The organism is Nocardiopsis coralliicola (assembly GCF_054779695.1).
Genome location: NZ_BAAGXT010000005.1, coordinates 65,468 through 82,274, shown reverse-complemented (window position 1 = coordinate 82,274; position 16,807 = coordinate 65,468). Strand labels below are relative to the sequence as shown.

Genomic DNA, 16,807 nt, shown 5'->3' with positions numbered 1-16,807 from the left:
CGGCGCTCGGCGGTGCGCGGGCTGCCGGGGCCGCGGCGCAGAGCCGGCGCCCCCGCGGTGCGCCCTCACGTGAACCGCGCCGAGGCGGTGCCCAGGCCGGCGAACTCGGCGCGGAAGGCGCGGCCGGGGACCGCGTCGACCGCCCGCGTGCACGAGCCGGGCAGGACGATGTGGCCGGCCTCCAGCCGCACCCCGAACTGCGCGACGGTGCGGGCGAGCCAGGCGACGGCGGTGGTCGGGTCGCCGAGGACGGCCGCGGTACTGCCGCGGGCGATCTCGGCCTCCGGTCCGCCGCCGTCGGCGGCGTAGAGGACCGCATCGATGCCGGCCAGGTCGAGCTCGCCGGGGCGGACCCGCTTCTCGCCGAGCACCAGGCCGGCGGAGGAGGCGTTGTCGGCGATCGTGTCGGCCAGCCCGATCCGCCAGTCGGCGATCCGGCTGTCGATGAGTTCCAGGGCCGGGGCGATGGCCGCGGTGGCGGCGCGGACGTCGTCCTCGGTGCAGTCCTCGCCGGGCAGGCCGTCGCCGAGGATGTAGGCGATCTCGACTTCGATGCGCGGCGCGCAGTAGGCGCCGGCCGGTACCGGGTCGCCTTCGGCCCGCCGCATGGTGTCGAGCAGGTGCCCGTAGTCGGGCTCGCCGACGCCCATCATCTGCTGCATGACCGGCGAGGAGAGCCCGACCTTGTGCCCGATGACGCGCTCGCCGGCTGCGGTGCGGCGCCCGATGTTGTGCAGCTGGACGGCGTAGGCGTCGTCGGCGCCGATACCGGGGAAGCGCTCGGTGAGCGGCGCGATCGGGCTCCGGTCGCGCTCTGCCGCGGCCAGCAGGTCTGCGGCGGCCGTTCGCTGGTCCGGGTCGAGCATCGGGCACCTCCGGCGGTGGGCGGGCTGGTCTGCGGGCTGGGGCGCGGGCCGGAGGGCCGACCGGGCTGCTGGCTGGATGCCAGCGTGCCAATCGGCGGTCCCCCGTTCGGGGCGTCTCTCGGTGAGTGGGAAGCGCGCCGGCGGCACGCCGGGTCAGGCGTCGTAGGTGACGGCGAGGCGGTCGCTGAGCGGGATGGCCTGGCAGGCGAGGATGATGCCGTCGGCCAGGTCGGCGTCGTCGAGGATCTCGTTGCGCTCGAGGTCGACGTCGCCGTCGGAGAGGATGCAGGCGCACGCGCTGCACGCGCCTTCCCGGCACGAGAAGGGGGCGTCCAGGCCGGCGTCGAGCAGCACGTCCAGCAGGCGCTTCCCGCGCGGCCAGTCCAGGGTGTGGGCGGCCCCGTCGAGTTCCACGGCGACCACCGCCGGAGGATCGGCCGCGGCGGCGCCCGCAGCACCGCCGGCCGGGGCCGGTCCGCTTCCGCTCGGCTCGGCGCGGTCCGGACCGTTCTCCGCGCCTGCAGCCGGATCGGCGAACGGGTTGCCGCTCAGCGACGTGAACCGCTCGACGTGCACCTGCCCGCGCGGCAGGCCTGCGTCGGCCAGGGCCGCGGTGGCCACCTCCATGAACGGGCCCGGACCGCAGACGTACGCGTGCCGGCCGGCGCACGGCCGGGCCAGTTCGGCGAGCAGCGCGCGGGACGGACGCCCCTGCACCGACTCCAGCAGATGGACCGCCGTGAGCCGGTCGCCGTGCTCGCGGGCCAGCGCGTCGAGAGCTCCGCCGAAGATCACCGACCGCTCGTCCCGGTTGGCGTAGAGCAGCAGGATGCGGCCGGTCCCGGCGTGCAGGACCGAGGTGAGGATCGACATCACCGGGGTGATCCCGCTCCCGCCGGCGACCAGCAGCAGGTCGGCGTCGAGCCCGGCCGGGGTGAACCGGCCGGACGGCGGCAGCACCGGCAGTTCGTCGCCCTCGGCCACGTGGTCGCAGATCCAGTTGGAGGCGTAGCCGTCCGCGGTGCGCTTCACGGTGATCGTGGGCTTGTCGCCGCGCACCGGCGAACTGCACAGCGAGTAGCAGCGCGCCGCGCCGCCGGGCCGGTCGGAGGGGACGCCGACGGTGAGGAACTGGCCCGGGCGGTAGTCCAGCGGTGCGCCGCCGTCGGACGGCTCCAGCACGAGCGAGTGGGCGTCGGCGGTCTCCCGGACGACCTCCACCACGCGGACCCGGCGGGGCTGCGGGGCGCTCATCGCGCGGTGCCCCCTCCCTTGCCGCGCGCGGCGGAGCCCTGCGCTGCCCCGGCCGCGGCGTGCTTGGCGGCGATGTGGCCGAAGACGATGGACGGCCCGATCGTGGCGCCCGGACCCGCGTACTCGTCGCCCATCACGGCGGCCGAGGTGTTGCCGGTCGCGTACAGGCCGGGCACGGGGGTGCCGTCGCCGCGCAGGACCCGCGCGTGCTCGTCGGTGAGCAGCCCGCCCTTGGTGCCGAGGTCGCCGGCCTCCAGGCGGAACGCGTAGTAGGGCGCGGTGGTGACCGGGTCGAGGTTGGGGTTGGGCAGGGTCGGGTCGCCGTAGTAGCGGTCGTAGGCGCTGTCGCCGCGGCCGAAGTCGGGGTCGCTCCCGTCCCGGGCGTAGGCGTTGAACTGGGCCACGGTGGCTTCCAGCCCGGCCGCGTCGACGCCGATGGATGCGGCGAGCCCGGAGAGGGTGTCCGCTCGGTGCACGGTGCCCTTGTCGTAGAAGCCCTTCGGGATGGGGGCGCCCGGGAGGATCTGCGCGAAGGGGTAGCGGGCGCGGGCCGTCGCGTCCATCACGAACCAGGCGGGGATGTGGCCGCCGTCGAGCTGGTCGTGGACGAAGTTGACGTAGGGGGCGGCCTCGTTGGTGAACCGCTTGCCGTCGGCGCCGACGATCACCATACGCGGGATGGCGCGTTCGGACACCAGCGGGATGATGGCGCCGCTGGGGTGCCGGACCGCCGGCATCCACCAGGCGTCGTCCATGAAGTCGAGTGCGGCGCCGAGCCCTTCGCCGAGCCGGATGCCGTCGCCGGTGTTGCCGGTGGCGCCCATCGAGAAGTTCGGCCGGCCGCGGCCGGGCAGGTGCTGGTCGCGCAGCGCCTGGTCGTGCTCGAACCCGCCGGAGGCGAGCAGCACGCCCTGCCGTGCGCGGACCCGGACCGGGCTCCCGTTGCGCTGCACGACGACGCCGGCCACGGTCCCGTCGTCGCGGGCCACCAGCTCGGTCACCGGGCTCTCCAGCCAGAGCGGCACCCGGGCGTCCTTCAGCGCCATCCGCAGCCGGGCGATGAGCGACCGGCCGCCGGTGGCCATGTGCCGGCGGCGCACGGTGTTGCTGGCGACCCGCCAGGCGGAGACGAGCAGCATGGCGCGGCCGTGCCAGGTCCGCTTGACCATGGCCAGCTTGTGGTAGTCCTTCGCGGTGATCCACAGGCCCATGGGGCCGCGGATCTTGTTGGGGTGCTGGTGCTTCTCGTCGTCGCCGAGCTTGCGGGTGTCGAACGGCAGCGCCTCGACGGAGCGGCCGAGCGGCCGGCCGCCCTCGTATTCGGGGTGGTAGTCGGCGTAGCCCTTCACCCAGAAGAAGCGCAGCCACGGGCTGCGCTCCAGCTGCTCCATCGCCTCGGGGCCGTGTTCGATGTAGGCGTCCAGCCGCGCGGGCGCGACCCGGCCCTTGGTGAGGAGGTCGAGGTAGGCGCGGATGGACTCCGCGCTGTCGTTGTGGCCCTTGGCGCGCAGCGTCGGGTTGTTGGGGATCCAGATGCCGCCGCCGGACAGCGCCGTGCTGCCGCCGAAGACCGGCTCCTTCTCCACGACGAGCGCGTCGGCGCCCTGCTCGGCGGCGGTGAGGGCCGCGGCCATGCCGCCGCCCCCGCTGCCGACGGCGATGAAGTCGTACTCCGCGTCCCAGCCGGCCTCTGCGGCTGCCTGCCCGGCGCTCATGCGGCGTCCTTCCGGGTGAGGAAGGCGAGGACGGTGCTCTCCCACGCCTCCTGCTGCTCGATCATGACCCAGTGCCCGCAGTCGGGGAAGACGTGCAGCTCGACGTCGGGCATGGTGCGCAGCGGCACCAGTGCCATGTCGAGCGGGCTGACGCGGTCGTCGCGGCCCCAGGTGATGAGGGTCTTCACCGGCACCTTGTGCAGCATCGCCCAGTAGGGCGGCGCAGTGGACTCGCGCTGCTGCCGTCCCCGCTCGGCGAACGCCTTCCGCGAGTACATGCGGCGGGCGCTGGCCAGCGTCGCGGGGTCGGTGGCCTGCTCCCAGCGCTCCTGGATGAGCTCCTCGGTGACCAGCGCGGGGTCGTAGACCATGGAGTTGAGCCACTGCACGAGGGATTCGCGGGTGGGGTTCTCGGTGAACTCCATGAGCAGCCGGATGCCCTCGCCGGGGCCCGGCGAGAAGACGTTGGTGCCGACACCGCCCACGGTGACGAGGCGGCGCACCCGGTCCGGGTGGATCATGGCGAGCTGTACGCCGACCATGCCGCCCATCGAGTTGCCGATGACGTCGACGCTGGTCAGCCCCATCCCGTCGAGGAACCGGATGGCGGCTTCCTGCGCGGCGGCCATCGGGTGCCCGTCGGTGGGGTCGCTGACGCCGAAGCCGGGGAACTCCAGCACCAGGCAGCGGAAGTGCGGCGTGAACGCCGCGAGGTTGTGCCGGAAGTTGCGCCACCCGGTCACGCCGGGGCCGGATCCGTGCAGGAAGAGGAGCGGCGGGCCGTCGCCGGCCTCGTGGTAGCGCAGCACCCCCTCCTCGGTGGCGAGTTCGCGCAGCGTCGACTCGTAGCTCAGGCTCTGATCGGTACCCATCTCCGCCTCATCCGCCTCCGTCGTCGGTTGCCCGGAACCTAAAGGCGGTCCCGGGCGGGAAACGGCATCCATCCCGGTCACCGAGACGGCGGCGGTGTGCGGCGGGGGCGGGCCGGAGCGGCGCCGGGCGCCGCTGCGCGCTTCCGCTCATCGGGATCGGCGGCGCGCCGGCGGAGCGGCGTCGGCCTACATTCGTCTCCCCGCAGCCGCACCGGCGGGCGGGCCGCGACGCAATGGCGGCCGCGACGCAACGGGACGCAATGCGGTGCGACGCAATGCGGTGGACGCGACTTCGATGAGCGAGGTGAGCCCATGGACCGCGGGGCAGCAACAGCGACCGCGTCCCCCGGAGTACCCGAGCCGCCGGCGCCGGCGGAATTCCGTCGCGCGATGGGCACCTTCGCGAGCGGCGTAACCGTCGTGACCGGGTGCGCCGGCGCCGAGGGCGCGGAACCAGCGGGGTTCGCCTGCCAGTCGTTCGCCTCGGTGTCGCTGGCACCGCCGCTGGTGCTGTTCTGCGCCGACCACCGCGGCCGGGCGTGGCCGCGGATCCGAGCCGCGGGCCGGTTCTGCGTGAACGTGCTCGCCGCCGACCAGCAGGAGCTCTGCGCCCGGTTCGGTTCGGCGAAGGGCCGCAAGTACGAGGGCCTGGACTGGGTCCGGTCCCGGTGGGGGACGCCCGCGCTGCCCGACGTCCTGCTGCGGGTGCACGCCGAGGTGGACGCCGTGCACGCCTCCGGCGACCACGACGTGGTCATCGGGCGGGTACTCCACCTGGAGGCGCCGTGCGGGGAGGCTCCGGACCGGCCGCCGCTCCTCTTCTACAAGGGCGCGTTCGGCATCGGCCGGCCGCCGTGGGTGGAGCCGCCGTTCGACCACCCGTGGGCCCGCGGCGACCTCTGGGGCTGACCCGGGCCTGCTGCGCGGTCCGCCGGCCGTCCTGCGCCCGCGCCCCGCGCCGCCGGTGATCGGCGGTGCGGGGCGCGGGCGCCGTGCCGTGTCGATTCGTCGCTCTAGCGGCCTGGGGCGGGGGCTGCCCGGGGCACGGGGCGGCGCGCGGACTACAGGGCGGGGATCGCGGGCGGGGTTCGGTATGCGGGCGGGGCCCGCGGGATCGGCAGCCGGTACGCAGGGGTGCGGCGTATCGGCCGCGTCACTTCCAGTCGCCGCGGCTCCCCGCGGCGAGGAACTGCTCCAGGGCCGCGGTCGACCAGGTCTCGGCCGGCACGTCCACCGGTTCCCGGCGGCGGCGCGGTGCGCCGAGCGCGGGGAACAGCGCGCGGGAGACCCGCCGGGCACCGTCCGCCACCAGCGGCGCCACCCGCTCCAGCGGCGACCGGGCGTCGCCGACCAGGGAGATCGCGGCGACCGGCCCGTCGGAGCCGCGGACCGCGGCCGCGACGCAGGCGATCCCGGGGACGCACTCGCCGCGCTCGAACGCGAGGTGGCCGCGACTGCGGATGCGGTTCAGCTCCTGGTGCAGGGTCGGCAGTGCGCCGATGGTGTGCTGGGTGAGTCGGGCGACCGGCGCGCTGACCCGGGCGTCGACGTCTTCGGGCTCCAGCTGGGCCAGCATCGCCTTGCCGAGCGCCGTGCAGTGCGCCGGCGCCCGGCTGCCCACCCGGGACGGGACGGAGGCGGCGAACCGGCCGCCGACCTTGTCGAGGTAGTAGACCTCGGCCCCGTCGAGCACGGCGAGGTGGACGACCATGCCGGTGGTGATCTGCAGCTTCTGCAGTACCGGCGCGGCCGCCTCGCGGATCTCGCCATGGCTGCCGTCGCGGCCGCCGAGGTCGAGCGCGCGCCGGCCGAGCCCGTAGCCGAGCGGCGTGTGCTCCAGCCACCGCAGCCGGACGAGCTGGTCGAGGATGCGGTGCGCGGTGGACCGCGGCAGCCGGGTGCGGCGCGCCACGTCCTCCAGGGTCAGGCGCGCGAAGCTGCCGGCGAAGGCGTCCATGATGAGCGTGACCCGCTCGACCATGGATGTCGGCGGTTCGCTGCGCGGGGCGGCTGCGGGTAGCGCGGTCGGGGTAGCGGCCATGGAACCCTCCCACAAAAACTGAAATGAATTCTGATTAAGAAAGTAGCAGTGACCCCCGTCACAGGAAAGAGGACTCTTCCCGCTCACTGTCGGAGCTTGGGCAATCACCGGGCGATCCCCATTCCCGCTCAGCGGGACGCCTCTCACCGGCGCGGACGCAGGGTGGACCGGGGTCGCGGCGGGCGGGCAGGCGGCACCCGCTCCGGTGAGTGGGACGGAGCCCCCTGTGCGGCGCGCCGCATCCCTACCGTCGGTGCCCGGTACGGACGCCCGGTGAGAGCGGCGTACGCCGTCCGGCACAACGGGCACCGCGCACCCGCGCGGCGCGGAAGGAGGGGGGACGAAGTGGGCCACACGGGCAGCGGCACCGCAAAGGCAGGCGCGGCAGACGGGGGTGCGGGCGCCTGGCGCGGCCGCGACCTGGGCATCCGGACCGTCCGCTACACCGACCGGGACGCGATCCTCTACGCGCTCGCGGTCGGCGCCGGCGCCGACCGGCTGGACCTGGTCTTCGAGGACGGCCTGCGGGTCCTGCCCGGCTTCGCGCTCACGCTGGCCCAGTGGGCACCGGATGCGCTGGGCGCGGCCGGTGCGTTCGACCCGCGCACGGCGGTCCACGGGGCGATGCGGCTGGACGTGCACGCCCCGCTGCCGCCCTCGGGAGAGGTCGCCATGTCGGCGCGGGTCGCCGAGGTCTGGGACAAGGGGTCGGCCGCCGTCTTCGAAGTGGAGGTGTCCAGCCCGTTCTCCACAGCGGTGTGGACGCTCTTCGCGCCCGGCCGCGGCGGCTTCGGCGGCGACCGCGGGTCCGGCAGCGCCGGCGCGCCTCCGGGCGGGGAGCACCCGGCGCGCACGGCCGAGGTCCGGATCGGCCCGGACCAGGCGGCGCTCTACCGCTTGCTCGGCGACCGGCACGCCATGCACATCGATCCCGAAGCGGCCCGCGCCGCCGGGATGCCGCGGCCCTTCCTGCACGGCCTGTGCACGGTCAGTACGCTCGCGCTCGCCTTGGCGGACGGCACCGGAGCCCACCCGGCGGACCTGGCATCGCTCGAATGCCGCTTCGCCGCCCCGGTCTTCCCCGGCGACACCCTCTCCCTCGCCTACTCGGGGCCCCGAAGCGCCCTGTCGTTCTCCGCCGCCCGGAACGCAGCGCCGGTCATCACCCGCGCCTCCGCGCGTTTCGCCGGCTGACGCCGCGCCTGCCGCGCGCATCCCGGCTGCCTGCGCGGCACACGCGCCGGAGGTGCACTCCGCCCGGGCTCCGGGGGCACCGCGGACGGCCAGCGCGGACGCCGCCCCGAACCCGCTCGTCGGCAGCGCGGGCGAACCGGTGCACTCGGCCGCGCACCGGCCGCTTCCGCCGCGCCGCCCTCCCCCGGTGGCGCCCGCGCGCGCTCCGCCGGCTGGCGGGTCTAGGGCGTGCTGGGTGGAGAACTTCCGGTGGCGGTCCCCGGCGGCCGGGCGATCTGACGTGCTCCCCCGTCCCCGCCCCGCGCCCTGCAGGTCCCCTTCACCGGCCCTCCGCCCGCCTCCGGCAGCCGCTCCGGCGCCCGGCCCGGCAGCGCTGCCGGCGGCAGCGGCGGGGCCCCGCACCGGGGTGTTCCGGCGCTCCCCGCCTCCTCTTCCCGGCTTCCGTCCCCGGTCGGCTGCTGCCGACCGCGCGCCGCGCTCGGGTGGAGGGACCGGCGCCGGTCCACCGGGACCGGGCAGCGCCGCACCCGCGGCGGCCGCGCTGTCTCCGATCCGGCGTGCGCGGGCACCGCGCGCGGTGGAGGCCGCGGCGGCCGGGATCCGGGTGGCGGGGGGATCCGGGGGTGTCTTCGGTGCCACTGAGCTGCCTCCTTGCCGGTGTCCGGGCCGCTGCTTCCAGAGCCGCCGGAGATGCACACGCCGCCGCCCGGGTCAGCGGGTGGAGCGGGCGGCGAGGTAGCGGGCAGGGAACTCGCCGCCGCCGTGCACGGCCAGGTCTGCACCGGTGACGTAGCCGGCGCGGGCGGAGGAGAGGAGGAGGCAGGCGTCGGCGATGTCGGCCGGACGCGCCATCCGCTCCATCGGCACCACGCCCGCGACCGCTGCGCCGCCGTCAGCGCCGTAGACCGACGCGGCGGCCTCCGTCCGCACCAGCCCGGTCGTGATGTGGTTGACCCGGACCCGCGGCGACCACTCCAGGGCGAGCGCCTTGGTGAGCCCCCACAGCCCGGCCTTCGCCGCCGAGTAGGCGGCCGTGCCCGGCTGCGGGTCGTGGCCGGAGACGCTGCCGATGTTGATCACCGATCCGCCCTCGTGCTGCCGCTGCATCACCGCGTTCGCCGCCTGGGCGACGTAGAACGGTGCGAGCAGGTTGAGGCCGACGATCTTGGCCACGAACCGCGGCGAGACCGTCGCCGCGTCGGCCTCCGGCGAGCCGCCCGCGTTGTTGACGCACACGTCCAGCCGGCCGAACCGCTCCGCGGCCGCCGCGACCAGCGCCGCCGCCTCTTCGGGCTCGCGCACGTCCCCGGTGAGGGCCAGCGCGGTGCGCCCGCCCGCCGCCACCGGCTCGTCCGGCACGGAGCGGCCGCAGACCGCGACGTCGGCGCCGTCGCCGAGGAACGCCTCGGCGATGGCCCGTCCGATCCCGCGCGTCCCGCCGGTCACCAGCACGGCCCGGCGCGGCGCCGCGCCGTCGGGGCCGGCCGCTCCGGGAGCGGCGCCCGGGGCGGTCATGGTGCCCCCGTCAGCGCGGCCATCAGCTGGGCGCGGTGGTCGGCCGGAGCCCCCCAGGCGGCGCGGAGGGCGCGGGCCTTGCGGATCCACAGGGACAGGTCGAACTCGTCGGTGTAGCCGATCGCGCCGTGCAGCTGCAGAGCGGTGCGCGCCGCCCCGTAGGCGGCCTCGGCGACAGCGGACTTCGCCGCCGACACGTCCCGCGCGAACTCCGCGGTGCCGTGCGCCACCGCAGCCCCGTAGAGCAGGGACTGGGCGAACTCCAGCTCGATGAGCGTGTCCGCCAGGCGGTGCTTGACCGCCTGGAATTCGCCGATCGGACGGCCGAACTGCTCGCGGGACTTGGCGTAGTCGACCGTCTGCTCCAGCAGGTGGCGGCCCACGCCGAGCGTCTGCGCGGCGCAGGCGAGCGAGCCGAAGGACACGGCGCCGAACGTCGTACTGCCGGCGGCGACCTCCTCGGCGGGCTCCCACTCGAAAAGCCGCCGCGCCGGGTCGAACGACCGGCGCATCCGCCCGGGGACGGCGCGGTGCAGGCGCCCGCTGTGCACGCCGAGGGCCAGGTCGGCGGCGTCGGCGTCGAGCAGATAGCGCACCTCCGGCGGCAGCGCGAGGGTGGCCGTGACCGACCCGTCGGCGATGCCGGCCAGCGCGGTCGGATCGCCGAGCAGCTGCGCCGCGGCGATGGTCTCGACGTAGGGCCCCGGGGCAGCGGACCGGCCGATCTCGATCAGCGCGGTCACCAGCTCGACCGGGTGGACACCCGCGCCCCCGTGCTCCTCGGGCACCGCGAGGGCGAACAGGCCGGTGTCGGCGAGTCCGCGCCAGACGGCGCGGCCGCCGGTCCGGTCGCCGCTGGCCCAGGCGCGGCCGGCGGCGACGGTACTGCTGTCGGCGAGCAGGTCGCGCACCGTGCCGGCGAACAGCTGCTGCTCCGCGTCGAGGAGGAACCTCATGTGCGCCCACCCCTTCCCTTGCCCTGCTTGGGCAGGCCGAGGACGCGCTCGGCCACGACGTTGCGCTGGATTTCGTTGGTTCCGGCATAGATGGGCCCGGCGAGGGCGAAGACGTAGTCCTCCATCCAGGGGCCGTCGAGTTCTCCGTCCGGGCCGAGCAGGTCGAGCGCCGTCTCGGTGAGCGCGACGTCCAGCTCGGACCAGAAGACCTTGTACATGCTGGCTTCGGCGCCGGCCTCGGCCATCGCAGAGAGGGTGGCGTAGCCGTGCATCCGGTAGGCGCGGGCGCGGATCCACGCCTCGGCGACCCGGTCGCGCAGCGCCGTGTCGGACGGGTCGGCGCGCTCGCGCCACAGCTCCACCAGGCGGTCGGCTGCGGCGGTGAACCGGCCCGGGCTGCGCAGGGTCAGGCCGCGCTCGCTTCCGGCGGTGCTCATCGCGACCCGCCAGCCGTCGCCGGGCTCGCCGATGACGTCGGCGTCGGGTACGAAGAGGCCGTCGAAGAACAGCTCGGCGAAGGCGGGCTTGCCGTCGAGGCGTCCGATCGGGCGGACCGTCAGGCCCTCGGCGTCCAGCGGGAACATGAGGTACGTGAGGCCGGAGTGGCGCTCACCGCCCGTGCGGAAGATGCCGAATGCGCGGTCGGCGAACGGCCCGCGCGAGCTCCAGATCTTCTGGCCGTGCAGCAGCCAGCCGCCGTCGGTGCGGGTTCCGGTGGAGCGGATGCCGGCCAGGTCGCTGCCGGCCCCGGGCTCCGACCACGCCTGGGCCCAGATGGTGGCGCCCGAGGCCATCGCCGGCAGGACCCGCGCGCGCTGCTCCGGGGTGCCGTGCTGGAAGAGAGTGGGCGCGAGCAGGTTGATGCCGCTCTGGTTGACGCGGCCGGGGCCGCCGGCGGCGTAGTACTCCTCTTCGAGAATGAGCCACTCCAGCGCGCTCGCGCCGCGGCCGCCGTACTCTTCCGGCCAGTTCACCGCGGAGAGGCGGGCGGTGGACAGCGTCTGCTCCCATTCGCGGTGCAGCGCGAAGCCCTCCTCGGTCTCCAGCGAGGGCAGCGGTTCGGCCGGGACGTGCTCGGCCAGCCAGGCGCGCACCTCGGCGCGGAACTCCGCTTCGGCGGGGCTGAACTCAATGTCCATCGGAGCCCGCCTTCCGCATGCTGGCCGCGGTCATCCCGCCCAGCTGGTCGCCGCCGGTCTCGGCGTTGTGGGCGTGGGCGAGGTGGTGGAGGCCGAAGGCGGCGTCCATTCCGGCGCGCATGCCCTGCAGGTCTTCGGCCTGGTTGACGGCGCGCTTGGCGAGGGCCAGGCCGAACCGCGGCATCGCGGCCGCCTGCGCGGCGAGGCCGAGCGCCTCCTCTTCGAGGCCGGCGCGCGGCACCACCCGGTTGACCATGCCGACCTCGCGGGCGCGTTCGGCGGGCATCCGGTCACCGGTGAACAGGAACTCCTTGGCGATCCGCGGCGGCATCACCCAGGGGTGCGCGAAGTACTCGACGCCGGGGATGCCCATCCGCAGAACGGGGTCGCTGAAGAACGCGTCGTCGGAGGCGACGATGAGGTCGCAGGACCAGGCGAGCATGAGCCCGCCGGCGATGCAGGCGCCCTGGACCATGGCCACGGTCGGTTTGGGCAGCTCGCGCCAGCGGCGGCACATGCCGAGGTAGACCTCTGCCTCGCGGGCGTAGCGCCGCTCGCCGCCCGCCTTGTCGCTGTGGTCCCACCACAGGCCGGCGCGGCGCGGGAACGGGTCGTCGGCGTCACGGCCAGGGGTGCCGATGTCGTGGCCGGCGGAGAAGTGCCTGCCTTCCCCCGCCAGCACCACGGCGGCCACCCCGTCGTCCTCGGCCGCGCGGTAGAAGGCGTCGTCGAGGGCGTAGGTCATCGCGGAGTTCTGGGCATTGCGGTACTCGGGCCGGTTCATGGTGACGACCGCGATCGTCCCGTCCGGCCCGCGCTTCTCGTAGCGGACGAGCTCTTCCATACGAGCCTCCTCGCCGTGCGGCGCAGCCGCCGCGGTCTGGGCAGTCGGTGGACAGCGCGATTGTTTCTAACAACTGTTTGGTAGAGTAGCATGCTGTACGCCACACTCCCCGACGGAAGGGTCCGACCATGAACGCGGTGCCCCCGCCCCCCGTGCCAGGCCACGGCCTGCTGGACGGCCGCTGCGCCGCGGTCACCGCCGCTGCGGGCGCGGGGATCGGCGGCGCGACGGCCCGCCGCTTCCTGGAGGAGGGCGCCCGGGTCCTCATCGGCGACAGCCACGAGCGCCGCCTCGCCGCGACCGCCGAGGAGCTGGCCGCCGAGTTCGGCGCCGACCGGGTCGCCGCCCGCGCCTGCGACGTCACCGACGAAGACCAGGTCGGAGCGTTCTTCGACGAGGCTGCGGAGCGGTTCGGCCGGATCGACGCGGTGGTGAACAACGCCGGCCTCGGCGGCACCGCGAAGCTCACCGAGATGACCGACGAGCAGTGGGCCAGAGTCCTCGACGTCACTCTCACCGGCACCATGCGCTGCACCCGGGCCGCCCTGCGCCGCATGCCCGGACTGAACGGCAGCCCCGGAGAGAGCGGCCGTCCGCCAGGCGTTGTCGTCAACAACGCGTCGGTGGTCGGCTGGCGCGCCCAGGAGGGCCAGGCGCACTACGCGGCGGCGAAGGCCGGCGTCATGGCGCTGACCCGGTGCGCCGCGGTCGAAGCGGCGGCCGACGGCATCCGCGTCAACGCGGTCGCGCCGAGCCTGGCCATGCACCCGCACCTGGTGAAGGTGACCTCGGAGGAGGTTCTCGGCCGGCTCACCGAGGCGGAGGCGTTCGGGCGCTACGCGGAACCGTGGGAGGTCGCGAACGTTATCGTCTTCCTGGCCAGTGACTACTCCTCGTACATGACCGGGGAGACGGTCTCCGTATCCAGCCAGAGGGCGTGACACCGACATGAGTCCACGGCGACGCGACGCCGAGAGCACGAGCGCGGCTCGGGCCGCCCGCCGCGCCGAGCTGCTCGCCACCGCCGCGGAGGTCTTCGCCGAGCGCGGCTACAAGGCGACCACCGTGCGCGAGATCGCCGACGCCGCCGGGATGCTCGGCGGCAGCCTCTACTACCACTTCGACTCCAAGGAGTCGATGGTGGACGAGGTCCTCACCGGCTTCCTGACCGAGCTGTGGACCTCCTACGACCGGATCACCGCGGCCGGCGAAGGCGAGCGGGAGACCCTCGCGGCGCTGGTCACGGCGTCGTTCCGGGCGCTCGACCGGCACCGTTCCGCAGTGGTGATCTACCAGAACGAGACCAAGCACCTCGGCGCGAGCGAGCGGTTCGCCTACCTGGACGCCTACCAGGAGCGCTTCCGCGACATGTGGGTCGGGCTGCTCACCGCCGGCGTCGAGCGCGGCGTGTTCCGGCCCGACCTGGACGCCCCAGTCGTCTACCGCTTCATCCGCGACACCGTCTGGCTCGCCGCGAGCTGGTACCGGCCCGGCGGCCGGCTGACCGCCGACGAGGTCGCCGACCAGTACCTGGCGCTCATTCTGCAGGGCATCGAAAAGGTGTGACGGCGCGGTCGCGCCCGCTTCGAGCCCGCCCCCGCCACCCATCCCCGAGGAGGAGCAGTGCCCGAGGCATATTCCGCGACCAGTGACGCCTACATCGTCGAAGCGGTCCGCACCCCGGTCGGCCGCAAGCGCGGCGGACTCTCCGCGGTCCACCCCGCTGACCTGGGCGCGCACGCGCTGTCGGCGCTGGTCCGCCGCTCCGGGATCGACCCGGCGGCGGTGGACGACACCGTCTTCGGCTGCGTCGACACCCTCGGCCCGCAGGCCGGCGACATCGCGCGCACCGCGTGGCTGGCGGCCGGCCTGCCCGAAGAGGTCCCGGGGGTGACGGTCGACCGCCAGTGCGGCTCGTCGCAGCAGGCGGTGCACTTCGCCGCGCAGGCCGTCCTCTCCGGAACGGCCGACCTCGTGGTGGCGGGCGGAGTGCAGTCGATGTCGCAGATCCCGATCGGCGCAGCCATGACGGCGGCCGAGCCGTTCGGGCACGACCGCGGGCCGTTCGCCGGTTCCGAGGGCTGGGTGGCGCGCTACGGCGCCGGCGAGGTGAGCCAGTTCGCCGGTGCCGAGATGATCGCCGAGCACTGGGGCATCGGCCGCGCAGCCATGGAGTCCTACGCGCTGGAGTCGCACCGGCGCGCGGCCGCCGCGGTCGACAGCGGCCGGTTCGACGGCGAGATCGAACCGCTGGCGGGCGTCTCCCGGGACGAGGGGCCGCGCCGCGACACGTCAGCAGAGGCCATGGCGGGACTGAAGCCGCTGGTCGAGGGCGGCAGGATGACCGCGGCGGTCGCCTCGCAGGTGTCCGACGCCGCAGCGGCACTGCTCATCGCGTCGCCCCGCGCAGTGGCCGAGCACGGCCTGCGGCCGCGGGCGCGCATCCACCACCTGTCGGCCCGCGGCGAGGACCCGATCCGGATGCTGTCGGCACCGATCCCGGCGACCGCGCACGCCCTGAAGAAGGCCGGTATGACCATCGGCGACATCGACACGTTCGAAGTCAACGAAGCCTTCGCCCCGGTCGTCCTCGCCTGGCTGCAGGAGACCGGCGCCGACCCCGCGCGCACCAACCCCAACGGCGGCGCCATCGCCCTCGGCCACCCCCTCGGCGCCACCGGCGCCCGCCTGATGACCTCCCTCCTCCACGAACTGGAACACACCGGCGGCCGCTACGGCCTGCAGACCATGTGCGAAGGCGGCGGCCAGGCCAACGTGACCATCATCGAACGGCTCTGAGGAGCGAGCCGTCTCCCCGGATGCCGCACAGCCGCGGAACGCGGCTCCCACCATCGAGACCAAGCGCGGCTCCGCTGGCGGTCTTTTCGCTCTTTTTCTGCTGTTCACAGGGCTGCGGGCGGCTGGGGCCGAAGGCTCCCGCAGCCCTGCAGGCGGGCGGCTTTCGGCTCTGTCCCGCCACTTCGAGGGCGCTGTGCGACCAGAGCGGCTGCCGGTCGCGAGGCGGGGGCGGCCGGGGCCTCGGGCTCCCGCTGCTCTGCGGCCGACCGACCGGTGCTCAGTGCGTCGGACAAGCGTAAAAGCGGCAGCGACGGCGAGCCTGAGCAGGGGGCTCGGGCTGGTCGGCCGGGTGGCGGGCTGGTCGCGGAGCGGGGTGGGGGACAAACGCCATGAAACGGACGCCGCAACGGGGCCCTGCAAATCCGGACCTAGCAGGAGACGCCCTCCCCCGTTGGACCCTGCACGCAGATCCCGATTCCGCGCCACGCTGACCTGCACAAACACGAGGTCACGCCGTGTCGCGGTTTCCGATTCCCGCGCACCCGCCTTTTCCGCGGCCTGATCAGCGAAAAGGTGCGAGTCTCGGCGGCAAATTGGCTGCTTTGGGCGATTTGAGGCAGGAGTGATCTCGCCACCCGCACAAAAGGAACGCGATGCGCTTTTGCGCGTGGGCCCCAAACCGGACATTCGGGCTCCACTGGTGACTGACGCCCGGTTTCGACCCTTATATCGCTACGCAGAGTAAAAATGGCCCGGCGCTTGGGCCGCGGAACGGTCACACCTTCCGGGTTTTCCGCGCATCGGCCCTCGAAAAGGCGGGAGTCGTGGCGCCGATGGGGTGTTACCCGGGGTTCGCGAATCGCCTGGGCGGGGCGAACAGGTGTGGGGCGGCCGTGGGGACAAGTATCAGAAAAACGGACAATGCAACGGGGGTCCCCTGCAAACCCCATCCAAGCAGAAGAGGCCTTCCCTCCCTACGAGCCCGATTTCATGCCACTCCGACGTGCACAAACACGATGTCACGCAGCGTTGTCGTGTCTGATTTCAGCGCACCCACCTTTTTTCGCGGCCTGGTCGGCGAAAAGGTGCGAGTCGCAGCGTCGGATTGGTCGCTTTGGGCGATTTGAGGCAGGAGTGATCTCGCCACTCCGCGAAATGGAACGCGGCGCGCTGCCGCGCGTGGGCCCCCAAACCGGACACCCGCGCCCCGTCCGTGACTGGCGCCCGGTTTGGCCCGATATGTCGTCACGAAGAGTAAAAACTGCGCGGTGAATGAGCCGCGGAACGGTCACACCTCCCGGGTTTGCCGCGCATCCGCACTCGAAAAGGTAGGAGTCGGGGCGGCGATGGGGTGTTACCAAGGGTTCGCGAACCACCCGCGCTTACACGGCCGGCCAGCCGCCGACCCTGCAACCCCTGCAGTCCCGCTAATCACACCAGTCACACGAGTCACGCCCGCCCCGCGGCCCGCCGCCCGGCCGCCGCCCCAATGGCCCGGCTGCCCTCCCCGTCGGTGCCGCCTTTGGCTTGCCGGCGCACTGACCAGCCCGCCACCCGGCTGCCCCCGCGCGGGAGCCCGGAACCTCTCCCGTCTTGCTATCCACCCTCACCC

General features: G+C 74.1%; 14 protein-coding genes. 5 read left to right on the top strand and 9 right to left on the bottom strand.

Features of this window, described 5'->3' with window-relative positions; all coding sequences use genetic code 11:
• Positions 1-65: 65 nt before the first annotated feature.
• The 4 genes from ACYVGT_RS05985 to ACYVGT_RS05970 all read right to left on the bottom strand — a co-directional run bounded on the left by ACYVGT_RS05985 (position 66) and on the right by ACYVGT_RS05970 (position 4,707).
• Positions 66-866 (bottom strand): 2-keto-4-pentenoate hydratase, encoded by an 801-nt coding sequence (locus tag ACYVGT_RS05985; protein ID WP_460855403.1) that lies wholly within the window; start codon positions 864-866, stop codon positions 66-68.
• A 153-nt stretch (positions 867-1,019) separates the two neighbouring features.
• Positions 1,020-2,120, bottom strand: coding sequence for a 2Fe-2S iron-sulfur cluster-binding protein (locus ACYVGT_RS05980; protein ID WP_460855402.1), 1,101 nt, complete (start codon positions 2,118-2,120; stop codon positions 1,020-1,022).
• A complete protein-coding gene (locus ACYVGT_RS05975; protein ID WP_460855401.1) occupies positions 2,117-3,835 on the bottom strand; it encodes an FAD-binding protein in 1,719 nt (572 codons plus the stop codon). The genes ACYVGT_RS05980 and ACYVGT_RS05975 overlap by 4 nt, the downstream gene beginning before the upstream one ends.
• Positions 3,832-4,707 (bottom strand): alpha/beta fold hydrolase, encoded by an 876-nt coding sequence (locus tag ACYVGT_RS05970; RefSeq protein ID WP_460855400.1) that lies wholly within the window; start codon positions 4,705-4,707, stop codon positions 3,832-3,834. Before ACYVGT_RS05970 ends, ACYVGT_RS05975 begins: the two co-directional genes overlap by 4 nt.
• A gap of 390 nt (positions 4,708-5,097) precedes the next feature.
• On the opposite strand from ACYVGT_RS05970, the gene ACYVGT_RS05965 reads away from it, so the two are divergent.
• Positions 5,098-5,616 carry a flavin reductase family protein gene (locus ACYVGT_RS05965; RefSeq protein WP_460855399.1) on the top strand — a complete coding sequence of 173 codons (519 nt, stop codon included), beginning with the start codon at positions 5,098-5,100 and terminating at the stop codon, positions 5,614-5,616.
• Between the two features lie 244 nt (positions 5,617-5,860).
• Here the strand turns inward: ACYVGT_RS05965 and ACYVGT_RS05960 are convergent, their stop codons facing one another.
• Positions 5,861-6,748, bottom strand: a complete 888-nt coding sequence (locus tag ACYVGT_RS05960; protein WP_460855398.1) for an IclR family transcriptional regulator — start codon at positions 6,746-6,748, stop codon at positions 5,861-5,863.
• 345 nt (positions 6,749-7,093) lie between these two features.
• On the opposite strand from ACYVGT_RS05960, the gene ACYVGT_RS05955 reads away from it, so the two are divergent.
• Complete coding sequence (locus tag ACYVGT_RS05955; RefSeq protein ID WP_460855397.1) at positions 7,094-7,942, top strand: MaoC/PaaZ C-terminal domain-containing protein; 849 nt, start codon at positions 7,094-7,096, stop codon at positions 7,940-7,942.
• A gap of 711 nt (positions 7,943-8,653) precedes the next feature.
• Here the strand turns inward: ACYVGT_RS05955 and ACYVGT_RS05950 are convergent.
• Genes ACYVGT_RS05950 through ACYVGT_RS05935 form a run of 4 tightly spaced genes read right to left on the bottom strand, consistent with a single transcriptional unit; the run spans position 8,654 to position 12,396 of the window.
• Complete coding sequence (locus ACYVGT_RS05950) at positions 8,654-9,457, bottom strand: SDR family oxidoreductase (protein WP_460855396.1); 804 nt, start codon at positions 9,455-9,457, stop codon at positions 8,654-8,656.
• Complete coding sequence (locus ACYVGT_RS05945; RefSeq protein ID WP_460855395.1) at positions 9,454-10,413, bottom strand: acyl-CoA dehydrogenase family protein; 960 nt, start codon at positions 10,411-10,413, stop codon at positions 9,454-9,456. The genes ACYVGT_RS05950 and ACYVGT_RS05945 overlap by 4 nt, the downstream gene beginning before the upstream one ends.
• Positions 10,410-11,552, bottom strand: coding sequence for an acyl-CoA dehydrogenase family protein (locus tag ACYVGT_RS05940; RefSeq protein WP_460855394.1), 1,143 nt, complete (start codon positions 11,550-11,552; stop codon positions 10,410-10,412). Before ACYVGT_RS05940 ends, ACYVGT_RS05945 begins: the two co-directional genes overlap by 4 nt.
• Positions 11,542-12,396, bottom strand: coding sequence for an enoyl-CoA hydratase (locus tag ACYVGT_RS05935; protein ID WP_460855393.1), 855 nt, complete (start codon positions 12,394-12,396; stop codon positions 11,542-11,544). Before ACYVGT_RS05935 ends, ACYVGT_RS05940 begins: the two co-directional genes overlap by 11 nt.
• Before the next feature lie 128 nt (positions 12,397-12,524).
• Between ACYVGT_RS05935 and ACYVGT_RS05930 the strand changes: the two genes are divergently transcribed.
• From ACYVGT_RS05930 to ACYVGT_RS05920, 3 genes are read left to right on the top strand one after another with little or no spacing between them, the layout of a single operon-like run.
• Positions 12,525-13,337, top strand: a complete 813-nt coding sequence (locus ACYVGT_RS05930; protein ID WP_460855392.1) for an SDR family oxidoreductase — start codon at positions 12,525-12,527, stop codon at positions 13,335-13,337.
• Between the two features lie 7 nt (positions 13,338-13,344).
• On the top strand, positions 13,345-13,962 hold the full coding sequence (locus ACYVGT_RS05925; RefSeq protein ID WP_460855391.1) for a TetR/AcrR family transcriptional regulator: 618 nt from the start codon (positions 13,345-13,347) through the stop codon (positions 13,960-13,962).
• Positions 13,963-14,019: 57 nt separating this feature from the next.
• Positions 14,020-15,195 carry an acetyl-CoA C-acetyltransferase gene (locus ACYVGT_RS05920; protein WP_460855390.1) on the top strand — a complete coding sequence of 392 codons (1,176 nt, stop codon included), beginning with the start codon at positions 14,020-14,022 and terminating at the stop codon, positions 15,193-15,195.
• The last annotated feature ends 1,612 nt before the right edge of the window (positions 15,196-16,807 follow it).